Annotated in this window: 15 protein-coding genes and 1 tRNA gene; 9 read left to right on the forward strand and 7 right to left on the reverse strand. The window is 74.1% G+C overall.

What is annotated here, in order from left to right; genetic code table 11:
* Nucleotides 1–171 precede the first annotated feature (171 nt).
* From C6N75_RS08110 to C6N75_RS08125, 4 genes are all read left to right on the forward strand, one after another.
* Nucleotides 172–255, forward strand: a tRNA-Leu gene (locus C6N75_RS08110).
* A 268-nt stretch (nt 256–523) separates the two neighbouring features.
* Complete coding sequence (locus C6N75_RS08115; RefSeq protein WP_105868178.1) at nt 524–2,002, forward strand: DUF2252 domain-containing protein; 1,479 nt, start codon at nt 524–526, stop codon at nt 2,000–2,002.
* Between the two features lie 123 nt (nt 2,003–2,125).
* Complete coding sequence (locus C6N75_RS08120) at nt 2,126–2,941, forward strand: hypothetical protein (RefSeq protein ID WP_105868192.1); 816 nt, start codon at nt 2,126–2,128, stop codon at nt 2,939–2,941.
* A 93-nt stretch (nt 2,942–3,034) separates the two neighbouring features.
* Nucleotides 3,035–3,379 (forward strand): rhodanese-like domain-containing protein, encoded by a 345-nt coding sequence (locus tag C6N75_RS08125; protein ID WP_105868179.1) that lies wholly within the window; start codon nt 3,035–3,037, stop codon nt 3,377–3,379.
* 81 nt (nt 3,380–3,460) lie between these two features.
* Here C6N75_RS08125 and C6N75_RS08130 read toward each other — a convergent pair whose 3' ends face one another.
* From C6N75_RS08130 to paaA, 5 genes are read right to left on the reverse strand one after another with little or no spacing between them, the layout of a single operon-like run.
* Complete coding sequence (locus tag C6N75_RS08130) at nt 3,461–4,528, reverse strand: 2Fe-2S iron-sulfur cluster-binding protein (RefSeq protein WP_105868180.1); 1,068 nt, start codon at nt 4,526–4,528, stop codon at nt 3,461–3,463.
* Nucleotides 4,529–5,035 (reverse strand): 1,2-phenylacetyl-CoA epoxidase subunit PaaD, encoded by a 507-nt coding sequence (gene paaD / locus C6N75_RS08135; RefSeq protein ID WP_105868181.1) that lies wholly within the window; start codon nt 5,033–5,035, stop codon nt 4,529–4,531. It lies immediately after the preceding gene.
* Nucleotides 5,029–5,805 carry a 1,2-phenylacetyl-CoA epoxidase subunit PaaC gene (gene paaC / locus C6N75_RS08140; RefSeq protein ID WP_105868182.1) on the reverse strand — a complete coding sequence of 259 codons (777 nt, stop codon included), beginning with the start codon at nt 5,803–5,805 and terminating at the stop codon, nt 5,029–5,031. Before paaC ends, paaD begins: the two co-directional genes overlap by 7 nt.
* Nucleotides 5,802–6,089: a 1,2-phenylacetyl-CoA epoxidase subunit PaaB gene (paaB, locus tag C6N75_RS08145; RefSeq protein WP_105868183.1), complete on the reverse strand. Its 288-nt coding sequence runs from the start codon at nt 6,087–6,089 to the stop codon at nt 5,802–5,804. The genes paaC and paaB overlap by 4 nt, the downstream gene beginning before the upstream one ends.
* Entirely contained in the window at nt 6,086–7,048 is a 963-nt protein-coding gene (paaA, locus tag C6N75_RS08150) for a 1,2-phenylacetyl-CoA epoxidase subunit PaaA (protein WP_105868184.1), read from the reverse strand. Before paaA ends, paaB begins: the two co-directional genes overlap by 4 nt.
* Nucleotides 7,049–7,172: 124 nt before the next feature.
* Here paaA and C6N75_RS08155 point away from each other — a divergent pair, with 124 nt between their 5' ends.
* Genes C6N75_RS08155 through C6N75_RS08165 form a run of 3 tightly spaced genes read left to right on the forward strand, consistent with a single transcriptional unit; the run spans nt 7,173 to nt 9,942 of the window.
* Complete coding sequence (locus tag C6N75_RS08155; RefSeq protein WP_105868185.1) at nt 7,173–7,964, forward strand: DUF5819 family protein; 792 nt, start codon at nt 7,173–7,175, stop codon at nt 7,962–7,964.
* Entirely contained in the window at nt 7,961–9,217 is a 1,257-nt protein-coding gene (locus C6N75_RS08160) for an HTTM domain-containing protein (protein ID WP_105868186.1), read from the forward strand. The genes C6N75_RS08155 and C6N75_RS08160 overlap by 4 nt, the downstream gene beginning before the upstream one ends.
* On the forward strand, nt 9,214–9,942 hold the full coding sequence (locus tag C6N75_RS08165) for a TrmH family RNA methyltransferase (RefSeq protein WP_105868187.1): 729 nt from the start codon (nt 9,214–9,216) through the stop codon (nt 9,940–9,942). The genes C6N75_RS08160 and C6N75_RS08165 overlap by 4 nt, the downstream gene beginning before the upstream one ends.
* 32 nt (nt 9,943–9,974) lie before the next feature.
* On the opposite strand, the gene paaN is transcribed toward C6N75_RS08165, so the two are convergent.
* Entirely contained in the window at nt 9,975–11,669 is a 1,695-nt protein-coding gene (paaN, locus tag C6N75_RS08170; RefSeq protein ID WP_105868188.1) for a phenylacetic acid degradation protein PaaN, read from the reverse strand.
* Nucleotides 11,670–11,793: 124 nt separating this feature from the next.
* On the opposite strand from paaN, the gene C6N75_RS08175 reads away from it, so the two are divergent.
* Together C6N75_RS08175 and C6N75_RS08180 are read left to right on the forward strand one after the other, a co-directional pair.
* Entirely contained in the window at nt 11,794–13,464 is a 1,671-nt protein-coding gene (locus tag C6N75_RS08175; protein ID WP_105868189.1) for a 3-hydroxyacyl-CoA dehydrogenase, read from the forward strand.
* Nucleotides 13,461–14,099, forward strand: a complete 639-nt coding sequence (locus C6N75_RS08180; protein ID WP_105868190.1) for a TetR/AcrR family transcriptional regulator — start codon at nt 13,461–13,463, stop codon at nt 14,097–14,099. Before C6N75_RS08175 ends, C6N75_RS08180 begins: the two co-directional genes overlap by 4 nt.
* A gap of 27 nt (nt 14,100–14,126) precedes the next feature.
* Here the strand turns inward: C6N75_RS08180 and C6N75_RS08185 are convergent, their stop codons facing one another.
* On the reverse strand, nt 14,127–14,951 hold the full coding sequence (locus C6N75_RS08185; RefSeq protein ID WP_105868191.1) for a hypothetical protein: 825 nt from the start codon (nt 14,949–14,951) through the stop codon (nt 14,127–14,129).
* Nucleotides 14,952–15,048: the final 97 nt, after the last annotated feature.

Consider the following 15,048-nt stretch of genomic DNA (forward strand, 5'->3'; position numbering starts at 1 on the left):
GGGTGCGGCGGTGCGAGGACCTCGGCGTTCCTCTCTCCTCTGTCGTCTCTTCTGGTCGCGGGCCGCCGAAACAAACGGATGTGAACCCGGCCCCGGGGCCGTGCTAATGTTCAGGTGTCGCCAGGGGACGCCGCCGGAAACGGCGGGGAAACCACGCAAGCAACACCCAATGCGCGGGTGGCGGAATAGGCAGACGCGCTGGATTCAGGTTCCAGTGCCCGAAAGGGCGTGGGGGTTCAACTCCCCCCTCGCGCACAGCAAGGCTCCGGCCGGCATCGTCAAGACGATGCCGGCCGGAGCTGTTTGTGCGTCAGGGCGGTCGGCGGGGGCGTCCGCGGAAGCTGTGAGCAAGGTCTCAGGCCAACGGGTGGCGGCGGTGGGCGATCGGTTCGTCTCGTCCACAGGGATGTTGTCCACAAGGGCGTTGTCCACAGGGGTGGGACGGGCGGGACGTCGGCGGTACCTTCATGGCGCGGAAAGCGGAAAGCGGAAAGCGGAACGCGGAACGCGGACGGGGGACCTCATGGGGCTTGACGGCGAGCACGGCGGCGACGAGCGCGGTGCGCGGGCGGTGGGATCGCGCCTGGGCGACGGGCGGATACCGGTGGTGAGCGGTTTCGCCGCGGCGCGGCGGGGCGACTCCGACGGGGTGCCGGGCATGCCCTCGCAGAAGCAGCGGGGCAAGGCGCTGCGGGAGCGGGTGCCGCGGTCCGCGCACGCCGAGCTGCCGGCGGTAGGCACCGGGCGGCCGGACGCGGTGCGCGCGGTGGAGGAGTCCAACCGGGGCCGGGTGCCGGAGCTCGCGCCGATACGGGTGGGGCGGATGACCGCCACGCCGTTCGCCTTCCTGCGGGGCGCGGCCGGGCTGATGGCGCACGATCTGGCGGGGACGCCGGTCACCGGGGTCGGCGCGCAGCTCTGCGGGGACGCGCACGCGGCGAACTTCGGCCTGTACGGGGACGCCCGGGGCCGGTTGGTGATCGACCTGAACGACTTCGACGAGACCGTGGCCGGTCCCTGGGAGTGGGACCTCAAGCGGCTCGCCACCTCGCTGGTGCTGGCCGGCCGCGCCGGGGGCGTGGACGAGGACGTGTGCCGGGCCGCGGCGTTCGACGCGGCCGGGGCCTACCGGCGCACGGTGCGGCTGCTGGCCAAGCTGCCGGCGATGGACGCGTGGAACGCCATCGCGGACGAGCCGTTGCTCGCGCACGCGGGCGCCCGGGATCTGCTGGGCACCTTGGAGAAGGTGTCGGAGAAGGCCCGCAACAACACCAGCGCGCGGTTCGCGGCCAGGTCCACGGAGGAGTGCGAGGACGGCGGCCGCCGTTTCACCGACGCCCCGCCGGTGCTGCGCCGGGTGCCGGACGCGGAGGCCGCGGTGGTCGCCGCCGCGCTGGGCGAGTACCGCACCACGCTGTCGGAGGACCGGCTGCCGCTGCTGGCCCGCTACGCGATCCACGACGTGGCCTTCCGGGTGGTGGGCACGGGCAGCGTCGGCACCCGGTCGTATGTGGTGCTGCTGCTGGACCACCGGGGCGAGGCGCTGGTGCTCCAGGTGAAGGAGGCGCGGCCGTCGGCGCTGCTCCCCTACCTTCCCGGCGCCGGCTTCAAGGTGGCGGAGGCGGCGCACGAGGGGCAGCGGGTGGTGCTCGGGCAGAAGCGGATGCAGGTGGTGAGCGACAACCTGCTGGGCTGGACCACGGTGGAGGGCCGGCCCTACCAGGTGCGGCAGTTCCGCAACCGCAAGGGCAGTGTGGACCCGGCCGCGTTGACGGCGGACGAGCTGGACGACTACGGGCGGATCACCGGGGCGCTGCTGGCCCGGGCGCACGCGCACAGCGCCGACCCGCGGCTGCTCGCCGGGTACTGCGGGAAGAACGAGGAGCTGGACGAGGCGATGGCGCGGTTCGCGGTGGCGTACGCGGACCGGACCGAGGCCGACCACGCCGACCTGGTCGCCGCGGTCCGCGCCGGCCGCGTCGCCGCGGAGGAGGGGGTCTGACCGCCCCGACCCCCCACCTGCTTTCCCGGCACGGATGCCCGGGGGCCCTGCGGGTGGTGACGGGCGGGGGCGGATCGACCGTAGGCTGGGTGGGTGACGACCTCGAACGACGACGACGCCACCGTGCCGACCGACGACGACCGCGCCGGCGGGGCGCCCGAGGGGCGGCCCGAGGAGAGGCTGGAGCGGGCCGTGCGGGCCGCCGAGCAGGCGCTGATCGAGTTCGAGATCGCGGTGGAGACCTTCCGGGTGGAGGTCGACAACTTCTCCCGGTTGCACCACCAGAGGCTCGGCCCCATGTACTCGCGGCTGGACGAGCTGGACGCGCTGATCGCGGAGGCCAAGGCGGCCCGCAGCGGGGACCCGGAGGACCAGCGCAGGGCCCGGGAGGCCCGCGAGCTGGTGATGCCGATGCCCGGGGTGGACGAGCTGTTCCACGGCTGGATGGACTCCGACGGACTCTCACCCGAGGCGGACGCGATGCTCACCGACCGGCCGGTGCGGCCGCCCAGGAAGGTGCGGCCGAGCGAGGAGGCCCGCCGGCTCTACCGGGAGCTGGCCCGGGCCGCCCACCCCGACCTGGCGCGGGAGGAGGGCGAGCGCAAGCGGCGTGAGGAGTTCATCACCCGGGTGAACGCCGCCTACGCGCGCGGCGACGAGGCGGTGCTGCGGGAGCTGGCCGCCGAGTGGGCGGCCGGTCCCGCTCCGCAGCCGCCGGAGCTGACGCCCGCCGAGGAGCTGTACGCCCGGCTGGAGTGGCTGGCCCGCCGCAAGGAGCTGCTGACCGCGGTGGCCGGCGAGCTGGAGGAGAGCGCCATCGGGGCGATGCTGCGGATGGCGCCGGACGACCCGGACCGGCTGCTGGAGGAGATCGCCGAGCAGTTGCTCGCGCAGGTCGCCGAGCGGGAGGCGGAGCTGGCGGCACTGGCCGCCGGATAGCCGGTTTCGGTTACGTTGCTTCCTGTGACCGCGCCTGGCCCCGTACGGCCCGGCGGGTCCGGCCCGACCGGTGGACGAGAGAGGTTCCGACTGATGAGTTTCACACCGCTGCCCACGGTGGACGCCGTCTCCGTGCCGGCCGACGGGCTGGTCCTGGACGTCCGCGAGGCCGACGAGTGGGCGGCCGGGCACGTCGAGGGCGCCCTGCACGTGCCGATGAGCGACTTCGTGGCCCGGTTCGGCGAGGTGACCGAGGCGGTGGCGGACGGGCGACGCGCCTATGTGATGTGCCGGGTGGGCGGCCGCTCGGCGCAGGTGACGCAGTACCTGGTGCAGCAGGGCGTGGACGCGGTCAACATTGACGGCGGCATGCTGGCCTGGGAGGGCGCCGGCCGCCCCATGGTGGCGGAGCACGGCGGCCCGGCGCTGGTGCTCTGACGGCAGGGGTGACGTCGGCGGCGCCGGGTGTGTGATGCCCGGCGCCGCCTTCGTGTGCCCGGTGGGCGGGGCCCGGCGGCCTCAGCGGTCGAAGTCGAGGGCGACCTCGGGGGTGGTGGCGTGCGACTGGCAGGCGAGGACGTACCCGGCGTCGGTCTCCTCCGGTTCCAGGGCGTAGTTGCGCTCCATGCTGACCTCGCCGGCGACCAGGAAGGCGCGGCAGGTGCCGCAGACGCCGCCCTTGCAGGCGTAGGGGGCGTCGGCGCGGGCGCGCAGCACCGTGTCCAGCAGGGACTCGCCGTCCTGGACGGGCCAGGTGCCGGAGCGGCCGTCGAGGGTGGCGGTCAGGGTGGCGGCGGGCGACGCCGTGCGGGCCGGGCCGGGCGCGGTGGCGGCAGGGCTCTCGTCGACGTAAAAGACCTCCTGGTGGATCCGGCCGCGGTCGATGCCCAGGGCGCGCAGGGCGGTCTCGGCGCCCTGGACGAGGCCGAAGGGGCCGCAGAGGAACCAGCCGTCCACGTCGGGGAGCGGGAGGAGGGCGGGCAGGAGAGTGGTCAGCCGCTCCCGGTCGAGGCGGCCGGAGGGCAGGCCGGACTGCTGCTCCTCGCGGGAGAGCACGGTGACCAACTGGAAGCGGCCGGGGAAGCGGTCCTTGAGGTCGGCGACCTCGTCCAGGAACATCGTGGAGGCCGCCGTGCGGTCGCTGCGGACCAGGTGGAAGCGGGCTTCCGGCTCGCGCGCCAGCAGGGTCGCGGCGATGGAGAGCACCGGGGTGATCCCGCTGCCGCCGACGATCGCGGCGAACCGGCCGGGGCGAGGGGCCAGGGTGAAGCGGCCCATCGGCTCCATGACCTCCACGGTGTCGCCGGCCACCAGTTCCTTGAGCGCGTAGGTGGAGAACACCCCGCCGTCCACCAGCCGGATGCCGACCCGCAGCACCGGGGCCTCGCCGTCCGCGGCGGCCGGCGAGCAGATCGAGTACGTCCGGCGCACGTCCACCGCACCGCCGTCCACCGGGCGGCGCAGGGTGATGTGCTGGCCGGGGGTGTGGCGGAAGGCGGTGTGCAGCTCGGGCGGCAGGGCGAAGGTCACGGCGACCGCGTCGTCGGTGAGCCGTTCGACCTCGCTGACCCGGAGCGGATGGAACATCTACAACTCCTTGAAGTGGTCGAACGGTTCGCGGCAGGCGGTGCAGCGGCGCAGCGCCTTGCAGGAGGTGGAGGAGAACCGGCTGAGCAACTCCGTCTCCGGGGAGCCGCAGTTGGGGCAGCGGATGCCGAGGGAGAGCGGGACGGGGCCGGCGGCCTCGCGCTGGGGGCGGGGCGGGGCGATGCCGTGCTCGGCCAGCTTGCGGCGGCCCTCGTCGGTGATGTCGTCGGTGGACCAGGCCGGGGTGAGCACGGTGACGACGGAGACCTCGGGCACGCCGTGCGCGTGCAGCACCTGCTCGATGTCGGCGGACATGGCCTCGATGGCCGGGCAGCCGGTGTAGGTGGGGGTCAGCTCGACGCGGACCGCGCCGGGGGCGAGGACGCGGACGCCGCGCACCACGCCGAGGTCGTGCAGGCTGAGGACCGGCAGCTCGGGGTCGGGGACGGAGCCGGCCAGCCGGGCCAGCTCCTCTTCGAGAGGCGTGGGCGCGGCGTCGGTCACCATGTCGCGCCCGGGTGGCTGCGGTGCAGGTGCTGCATCTCGGCGAGCATCCGGCCGAAGGACTCGGTGTGCAGGCCCTGCCGGCCCGCCCCGGCCCGCCAGGCGCCGGTGCGCGGCCCGTCCGGGACGGTGAGGGTGGCCCGGCCGAGGACGGCGGTGACCGAGGTCAGCCAGTCGGACTCCAACTCGGTCCAGTCGACGGCGGCCAGGCCGGGAAGCGGCTGGAACAGCTCGCCGGTGAACCGCCACAGCGCGTCCACCGCGGCCTGGGTGCGGCGGTGGCTCTCCTCGGTGCCGTCGCCCAGGCGCAGCGTCCACTGCTCGGCGTGGTCCTGGTGGTAGGCGACCTCCTTGACGGCCTTGGCGGCCAGTCCGCCAAGCCCGCCGTCGCCCGTGCCCGCCCCGGCGGCCGCGGTCAGTCGGCCGTACAGCAGGCGCTGGTAGGTGGAGAAGTAGAGCTGCCGCACGATGGTGTGGGCGAAGTCGCCGTTCGGCTGCTCGGTCAACTGGGCGTTGCGGAAGGCCCGCTCCTCGCGGAGGTACGCCAGCTCGTCCTCGTCGCCGACGAGGGAGAGCAGCACCCGGGCCTGGCCGAGGAGGTCCAGCGCGATGTTGGCGAGGGCGACCTCCTCCTCCAGCTCGGGGGCGTGCCCGGCCCACTCGGCCAGCCGGTGGGAGAGCATCAGGGCGTCGTCCCCGAGAGCCAGCGCGGCCTCGGCGGCCAGGGCCGGGGCCGCCGAAGCGGGGGCGGTCGCGGGGTCGGCGGCGGTCACAGGTGCTGCACCCCCTCGGGGATCTCGTAGAACGTCGGGTGGCGGTAGGGCTTGTCGGCGGCCGGCTCGAAGAACGGGTCCTTCTCGTCGGGCGAGGAGGCGGTGATCGCCGAGGAGGGCACCACCCACAGCGAGACGCCCTCGCTGCGCCGGGTGTAGAGGTCGCGGGCGTTGCGCAGAGCCATGGCGGCGTCCGGGGCGTGCAGGCTTCCGGCATGGGTGTGGGACAGGCCGCGGCGCGAGCGCACGAACACCTCCCACAGGGGCCAGTCGCTGGTGGTCATGCCGTCGCCTCCCGGTGCTTGGCCGCATACGCCGCCGCGGCCTGCCTGACCCAGGCGCCGTCCTCGTGGGCGCGGCGGCGCTGGGTGATGCGCTGTTCGTTGCAGGGGCCGTTGCCCTTGAGGACCTCGCGGAACTCGGCCCAGTCGATGGCGCCGAAGTCGTGGTGGCCGCGCTCCTCGTTCCACTTCAGGTCCGGGTCGGGCAGGGTCAGGCCCAGGGACTCCGCCTGCGGCACGCAGATGTCGACGAAGCGCTGGCGCAGCTCGTCGTTGGAGTGCCGCTTGATCTTCCAGGCCATGGACTGCGCGCTGTGCGCGGACTCGTCGTCGGGCGGGCCGAACATCATCAGCGACGGCCACCACCAGCGGTCCACCGCGTCCTGGGCCATCGCGTGCTGCTCGGGGGTGCCGCGGGAGAGGGCGAGCAGGGATTCGTACCCCTGGCGCTGGTGGAAGGACTCCTCCTTGCAGACGCGGATCATCGCGCGGGCGTAGGGCCCGTAGGAGCAGCGGCACAGCGGCACCTGGTTGGTGATCGCGGCGCCGTCCACCAGCCAGCCGATGGCGCCGACGTCGGCCCAGGTCAGGGTGGGGTAGTTGAAGATCGACGAATACTTCTGGCGGCCGCTGTGGAGCTTGTCGAGCAGGTCGTCGCGGCTGGCCCCGAGGGTCTCGGCGGCGCTGTAGAGGTACAGCCCGTGGCCGGCCTCGTCTTGCACCTTGGCCAGCAGGATGGCCTTGCGGCGCAGCGAGGGGGCGCGGGTGATCCAGTTCGCCTCGGGCTGCATGCCGATGATCTCGCTGTGCGCGTGCTGGGCGATCTGCCGGATCAGGCCGGTGCGGTACCCCTCCGGCATCCAGTCGCGCGGCTCGATGCGCTCGTCGGCGGCCACGGCGGCGTCGAACACCGCCTCGTACGCCTTGCTCGCCTCGTGCGAATCCGCTGTCACTGCCGTCATCGGACCCCCTACCGACCGATCGTTCGGTTGAATGACTTCAATGGTCGGTCGACGGCCCGTAAGGTGTCAACCCTGTGGATAACTCCGATGGGCCATTGGCGTGGGGACGGAACGGGGCGGCGGGATGCACGCGTACGACGAGGAGGCCGGGGAAGGGCCCGGTCCGCACGGCGCAGCGCCCCCCGCGGCACAGGCGCCCGCGCCCCCCGCGCAGGCGGCCGGAGGCCCGGCCGCGCCCCCCGCGAAGGCCGCCGGCGCCGGCATCAATGGTCTTTCGCTGCCGTACCAGATCACCGCGGCCGTCGCGCTCGCCGTCATCGCGGTGGGCGGGCTGCTGCACGTGGGGATGGTCTTCCTGCACGTCGCGCCCGCGAACACGCTGAGCAAGCAGCACGGCGAGGCGGTGGACGACTGGGTGCTGCCGGAGTTCGAGCAGAACTGGAAGCTGTTCGCCCCCAACCCGCTCCAGCAGAATGTCTCCGTCCAGGTGCGCGCCGAGATCGCCGGCCGTGACGGCGGACGCCGCACCACCGACTGGATCGACCTCTCGGCCGAGGACGGCGCGGCGATCCGGGGCGCACCGCTGCCCAGCCACACCCGTCAGAACGAGCTGCGCCGCGCCTGGGACTTCTACGTGAACTCGCACACCGACGACAACCGGCCCAACGGCCGCCGCGGACACCTCTCCGAGCAGTACGTCCGGCGCATCGCCATGCTGCGGCTGTCCGAGCGGGAACTCGGCGGCCGGGTCGAGCGCGTCCAGTTGCGCTCCTCCACCCGCACCGTGGAGGCCCCGGCGTGGAGCGACGAGCGGCATGACACCCGGGCCTACCACCGGGTGCTGCCGTGGTGGACGGTCACCGCCGCGGACCTGCCCGCCGTGGCCGGCGGCGGCCGGACGGAGGCCCGCCGATGAGCCCGCGCGCCCGGGAGGAGACCCCGGAGGCGACCGGGGCGAAGGAGCGGGTGGACCGGCGGCTGGGCCGGGCGGTGCAGCGGGTCACCGCCACCGCCCTCGGCCCGTACCAGAGCGCCGTGGTGCGCATCGGGTTCGCCGGCACCTGGCTGTTCTTCCTGCTGCGGGAGTTCCCGCACCGGTACGAGCTGTACGGGCCGGACGGCCCCTGGGGCTGGGACATGGCGCGCGAGCTGATCGCGGGCAACCACGCCTTCACCGTGCTGATGTGGTCGGACTCGGCCCTGTGGTTCGAGGTGGTGTACGCGCTGGCCGTGCTCGGCGCGGCCGCGCTGCTGGTCGGCTGGCGCACCCGGGCCGCCTCCGCGCTCTTCCTGGTGGGCGTGCTGTCGTTGCAGAACCGCTCCGTCTTCATGGGAGACGGCGGCGACAACGTCATCCACCTGATGGCGCTCTACCTGGTGCTCACCCGCTGCTCACAGGTCTGGTCGCTGGACGCCCGCCGGGCCGGGCGGCGGGCGGCCGGAGCACGCGTGCGGGACGTCGCCGGGCCGCTGCTGTGGGCGGCGGCGCTGCCCGGGCTGGTCACCGCCGTGCTGCTGCGCGACCGCAGCGGCGAGCTGTGGCTGCTGGTGCTGCTCTGGCTGCTGTGGCTCGCCCAGGGCCTGTGGTGGCTGGCGGAGCGCCGGGCGCCCGGGCAGCCGCGGGCGCTGCTCGACGTCGTCGCCAACCTCCTGCACAACGCCACCCTGGCGGTGGTCATGGCCGAGGTGTGCCTGATCTACGCCACGGCCGGCTGGTACAAGGTGCAGGGCTCGCGCTGGCAGGACGGCACCGCCCTGTACTACCCGCTCAAGCTGGACTACTTCACGCCCTGGCCGTTCCTGTCGGACCTGCTGGCCGCCAGCGGGATCATGGTCATGCTGGTGACCTACGGCACGGTGATCGTGCAGGTCGCCTTCCCGTTCACGCTCTTCAACCGCAAGGTCAAGAACGTGCTGCTGGCGGTGATGATGGCGGAGCACGCGGGCATCGCGGTGCTGCTCGGGCTGCCCTTCTTCTCGCTGGCGATGATCGCCGCGGACGCGGTGTTCCTGCCCTCGGTGTTCCTGGTCTGGCTGGGCGCACGCATCGCACGCGGTCGCGACCGGCTGCTGAACCGGCGGCGTGACGGGTCCGGCGACGGGGCGGCGCGGGCGGACGACGGCGAGCGGGCCGACGCCGAGCCCGGCCCCCGTACCCTCGTGGGGTGAGCAGCGAGACCCTCCCGGACGCCGGGGCCCTCCCGGACGCCGAGCCGACAGCGGACGCCGAGCCGGCAGCCGACGCCGAGCCGGCGCAGTACGACGACGGCTTCGCGCCCGAGGTGGGCGTGGGGCCGCACCCGCTGCCCTGGCCCGCCGGCAAGCAGTACGACCCGGAGCTGCTGGCCGCTGGCGACCGGCGCAACGTGGTGGACCGCTACCGCTACTGGACGCGGGAGGCGATCGTCGCCGATCTGGACACCCGCCGGCACGACTTCCACGTGGCCGTGGAGAACTGGGGCCACGACTTCAACATCGGGTCGGTGGTGCGCACCGCCAACGCCTTCCTGGCCCGGCAGGTGCACATCGTGGGCCGCCGCCGCTGGAACCGGCGCGGCGCCATGGTCACCGACCGCTACCAGCATGTGCGCCACCACCCGGACACCGCCTCGCTGACCGCGTGGGCCGCCGAGGAGGGGCTTGCGGTGATCGGCATCGACAACCTGCCGGGCGCGGTGCCGCTGGAGCGCACCGAGCTGCCCCGCCGCTGTGTGCTGCTCTTCGGGCAGGAGGGGCCCGGGCTGACCGAGGAGGCGCGCGAGCACGCCGCGATGGTCTGCTCGATCGCGCAGTTCGGCTCCACCCGGTCGATCAACGCGGGCGCGGCGGCGGCGATCGCCATGCACGCCTGGGTGCAGCGGCACGCGGAGATCGCCGGGCCGGGGCAGGGGTAGCCCCTGCCCCGGCCACCCGGCCGCCGCCTGGCTCAGGCCGGGCGGCGGACCTCCACCACGCGGAAGCGGTTGGCGACGAAGGCGCCGTCGCACAGGGCGGCGTTGGCCGCCGGGTTCCCGCCGGAGCCGTGAAAGTCGGAGAACGCCGAGGTCTGGTTGACGTAGACCCCGCCGGTGAGGTTCAGCGAGAGCTGCGCCGACTCCTCCAGGCAGACCTCCTCCACCGCGCGCTCCACGTCCGGCGAGGTGGTGTACGCGCCCACCGTCATGGCGCCCTGCTCGCGGATCGTGCGGCGCAGCAGCTCGACCGCGTCGGCGGTGGACTCCACGCGGACGGCGAAGGCGACCGGGCCGAAGCACTCGGAGAGGTAGACCGCGTCGGCGTCCGGCTTGGCGCCGTCCAGCGAGACGATGACCGGGGTGCGGACCACCGCGTCGGGGAAGTCCGGGTGCGCCACCTCGCGGGAGGCGAGCACGACCTCGCCCAGCTCGGGCGCGGCCTCCAGGCGGGCGCGCACGTCCGGGTTGACCAGGGCGCCCAGCAGCGCGTTGGCCCGGGCGTCGTCGCCGAGCAGCCCGCTGACCGCGCCGGCCAGGTCGGCCACCACCTCGTCGTAGGACTTGGGGCCGGCGTCGGTGGTGATGCCGTCCCGGGGGATCAGCACGTTCTGCGGGGTGGTGCACATCTGGCCGCTGTAGAGGGAGAGGGAGAAGGCGAGGTTGCCCAGCATCCCGCGGTAGTCGTCGGTGGAGTCCACGACGACCGTGTTGACGCCGGCCTTCTCGGTGTAGACCTGCGCCTGGCGGGCGTTGGCCTCCAGCCAGTCGCCGAACGAGGTGGAGCCGGTGTAGTCGATGATCCGGACCTCGGGGCGCAGCGCCAGCTCCTTGGCGATGCCCTCGCCGGGCCGCTCCACGGCGAGCGCCACCAGATTCGGGTCGAAGCCGGCCTCGGCCAGCACCTCGCGGGCGACCTGGACGGTCAGCGCCAGCGGCAGCACCGCGCGCGGGTGCGGCTTGACCAGCACCGCGTTCCCGGTGGCGAGGGAGGCGAAGAGGCCGGGGTAGCCGTTCCACGTGGGGAAGGTGTTGCAGCCGATCATCAGGGCGACGCCGCGGCCCACCGGGGTGAAGGACTTGCGCAGCTCCAGCGGCTCCTTCTTGCCCTGCGGCTTGGACCAGTCCGCCACCAGCGGCACCCGGACCTGCTCGGCGTACGCGTACGCCACCGCCTCCAGGCCGCGGTCCTGCGCGTGCGGTCCGCCCGCCTGGAACGCCATCATGAACGCCTGGCCGCTGGTGTGCATGACCGCGTGCGCGAACTCGTGGGTGCGGGCGCTGATCCGGGCCAGGACCTCCAGGCAGACCAGGGCGCGCGTCTCCGGGCCCGCGTCCCGCCAGCCCGCCATCGCCGCGCGCATCGCGGGCAGCAGCACCTCCACGTCGGCGTGCGGGTACTCCACGCCGAGCGCGGGGCCGTACGGCGAGGTCTCGCCGCCGGTCCAGCCGTCCGTGCCGGGCTGGTCCAGCTCGAAGCGGCGGCCCAGCACGGCCTGGTGCGCGGCGAGCCCGTCCGCGGCGCTCAGCGAGCCGTCCTCGCCGTACGCCTTGGGGTGCTCCGGGTGCGGGGACCAGTAGGCGCGGGTGCGGATGGCGTCGAGGGCCTTCTCCAGCGTGGGCCGGTGCCTCTCGGTCAGGTGGTCGGTGGTGAGCTGAGCGGCGGCCATGGCGGGACCAACTCCTCGTCGAGCTGGGCAGGGACGGGCGGACACGGCTAGAGTAACCGAACGATCGGTCGGGACAAGGGGGTCTCCCGAGCCTGTGGAAAACCCATCGGGGAGGATCACTGCCATGACCGATATCGAGGCCGTCCCCGCCCCGGACCGACCCTCCGCCGGGGTGCCCGCCGGGCGGACCGTCGCCGTGGTCGGCACCGGCACCATGGGCCAGGGCATCGCCCAGGTCGCCCTGCTCGCCGGGCACCCGGTGCGGTTGTACGACGTCGCGCCCGGCGCCGCGCGGGCCGCCGCCTCGGCGATCGGCGGGCGGCTGGACCGCCTGGTGGCCAAGGGCAGGCTCTCGGCCGACGCGCGGGACGCCGCGGCCGGCAGGCTGCACACGGCCGCCGACCTGGTCGAGCTGGCCGACGCCGCCCTGGTCGTGGAGGCGGTCGCCGAGCGCCTGGACGTCAAGCGGGAGCTGTTCGCCGCGCTGGAGAAGACGGTCGCCGACGACTGCCTGCTCGCCACCAACACCTCCTCCCTCTCCGTCACCGCCGTGGCCGGGGCGCTGCGGCTGCCCGGCCGGTTCGTCGGGCTGCACTTCTTCAACCCGGCCCCGCTGCTGCCGCTGGTGGAGGTGGTCAGCGGCCACGCCACCGACCCGGCCGCCGCGGACCGCGCGTACGCCACCGCCGCCGCCTGGGGCAAGACGCCGGTGCGCTGCGCCGACACCCCCGGCTTTGTCGTCAACCGCGTCGCCCGCCCCTTCTACGCGGAGGCGCTGCGGGTGTACGAGGAGCGGGCCGCCGACCCGGCCACCATCGACGCGGTGCTGCGCGAGAGCGGGGGCTTCCGGATGGGTCCCTTCGAGCTGACCGACCTGATCGGCCAGGACGTGAACGAAGCCGTCACCCGTTCGGTGTGGGACGCGTTCTTCCAGGACCCGCGGTTCACCCCGTCGCTCTCCCAGCGGCGGCTGGTGGAGTCGGGGCGGCTCGGCCGCAAGAGCGGGCAGGGCTGGTACGCGTACGGGGAGGACGCGCAGGGTCCGGTTCCGGCCACCGCCGCTCCCGCTCCGGCGCCGCAGGCCGTCACCGTCCACGGCGACCTCGGGCCCGCCGCCGTACTGGTGGAGCTGATCGAGGCGGCCGGGATCACGGTCCACCGCGCGGAGAGCCGGCGACCCGGCGGAATCGAACCGTCCGGCGGGATCGAACCGTCCGGCGGGATCGAACTGCCCGGCGGGAATGAACCGTCCGGCGGGAGCGAACCGTCCGGCGGGAGCGAACCGCCCGGCCGGATCGAACTGCCCGGCGGGACGTTCGTCGCCCTGGCCGACGGCCAGGCGGCCGATCTGGCCGAGACGCCCACCATCCATCTCGACCTGGCGCTGGACTACCGCACCGCCACCCGGGTCGCGCTCGCGCCCGCCGCCGCCGTCCCGGCGGCCGGGCTGGCGGCCGCCACCGGGCTCTTCCAGGCGCTCGGCAAGCAGGTCAGCGTGATCGCCGACGTGCCGGGCATGATCGTGGCCCGGACCGTCGCCATGCTGGCCGACCTCGCGCTGGACGCCGTACGGCGCGGGGTGGCGAGCGCCGAGGACGTGGACACCGCGATGAAGCTGGGCGTCAACTATCCGCGCGGGCCGCTGGCCTGGGGCGAGGAGCTGGGCTGGCCGTGGGTGCTGGAGACGCTGCTCAACCTGCACGACGAGTACCCGACCGGCCGCTACGCCCCCTCCCAGGAGCTGCGCCGCAGGGTCGTGCGGCTGCGCGCCGGCGAGGAGGGCGAGCGCTCGTGACCACGGCCAAGCGGGACACCTACACCCCCGAGACGCTGCTGTCGGTGGCGGTCGGGGTGTTCAACGAACGCGGCTACGACGGCACCTCCATGGAGCACCTGTCCAAGGCGGCCGGCATCTCCAAGTCGTCGATCTACCACCATGTGGCGGGCAAGGAGGAGCTGCTGCGCCGGGCCGTCAGCCGGGCGCTGGACGGGCTGTTCACCATCCTGGACGAGCCGGGCGCGGGGCACGGGCGGGCCGTCGAGCGGGTGGAGTACGTGACCCGGCGCACCGTCGAGGTGCTGATGGACGAGCTGCCGTACGTCACCCTGCTGCTGCGCGTGCGGGGCAACACCCGCACCGAGCGGTGGGCGCTGGAGCGGCGGCGCGAGTTCGACCACCGGGTGGCGGACCTGATGAAGGCCGCCGCCGCGGAGGGCGACCTCCGCGGCGACGTGGACATACGGCTGGCCACCCGGCTGCTGTTCGGCATGGTCAACTCCCTGGTGGAGTGGTACCGCCCGCACCCCGGCGGCGACGGCGACCGGGAGCAGGTGGTGGACACCGTGGTCCGCCTCGCCTTCGACGGGCTGCGCGAGGACGGCACCGGGGAGCCCCGGGACGACGGCGACGGTCTGCGCGAGAACGGCTGAAAGTCGACGGTCCGTGGAGCGGCGCGGCTATCGCGCCACGGCGGGTGTGCGGCCGAGCGCGCCGCGCAGGGTGAGGCCGTGGCGCGTTTGCAGCCGGCGCAGCTCCCAGGCCGACAGGGCGGTCACCGACAGCGGCGGCCCGAGCAGGAAGGTGACCCGCACCCACAACGGCGCGGTGACCGGCGGGCTGTCCAGGAGCTGTACGACGCACATCACCCACACGAGTACCGGTGAGAGCAGCGGGGGCAGCACGTCGTGCACCTCCGCCGTGCGGAAGGCGTGGTGCACCGCCAGGACGGCGGAGGCCAGGGTGAACAGCCCGCCGGCCAGCAGCAGCACCGAGCCGGCGAGGCCGACCAGCAGCCCCGCGCCGCCGTCGAACTGCTCGAACAGCACTGGTCCGAAGCCGTAGAGCAGCACGCCGGCGAACAGCGCGCCCAGCGAGGTCAGCGGGCCGCGCAGCCGCCGCCGGTAGACGAGGCGCAGGTGCGGCCGGGCCGCCAGCACGAAGGCGGTCAGCGCGAGCGGGGCGATGCCGACCAGGACCAGGGCGCTGACCAGCGCCTCGACCAGCTTGTCCTCCAGCACGGCCCCGGCGCCCTCGCGCAGCGGGTAGGCGTACAGCAGCCAGAGCGTGGCGGCGATGCCGAGGAGGGTCCGGGCGGTCTGCACCCGGGTGATGGCCGGGTCGAGGGCGGCGCCGGGGCGTTCGCGGTGGCGGGACTCGTGGATGTCCCGGGCGAGCCCCAGGATGAAGGCTGGGGGTGCCAGCAGCACGCCCAGGCAGCCGGCGCGGTCCCGGTCGCCGCCGCCGCGGGCGTCCGGGCGTCGGCGACGGGCGTTGCGGTGCATCGGCTGCTCCCCCTGCGGTCACGGTGATCACCGGACCGACCGCCCCGATGATCATCGGATCATAGGCGTCGGGGGTGCTGGGGGTGCCGGGGTGCGG

This window comes from Streptomyces solincola (assembly GCF_002982015.1).
In the GTDB taxonomy this organism is placed as follows: Bacteria; Actinomycetota; Actinomycetes; order Streptomycetales; family Streptomycetaceae; genus Streptomyces; species Streptomyces solincola.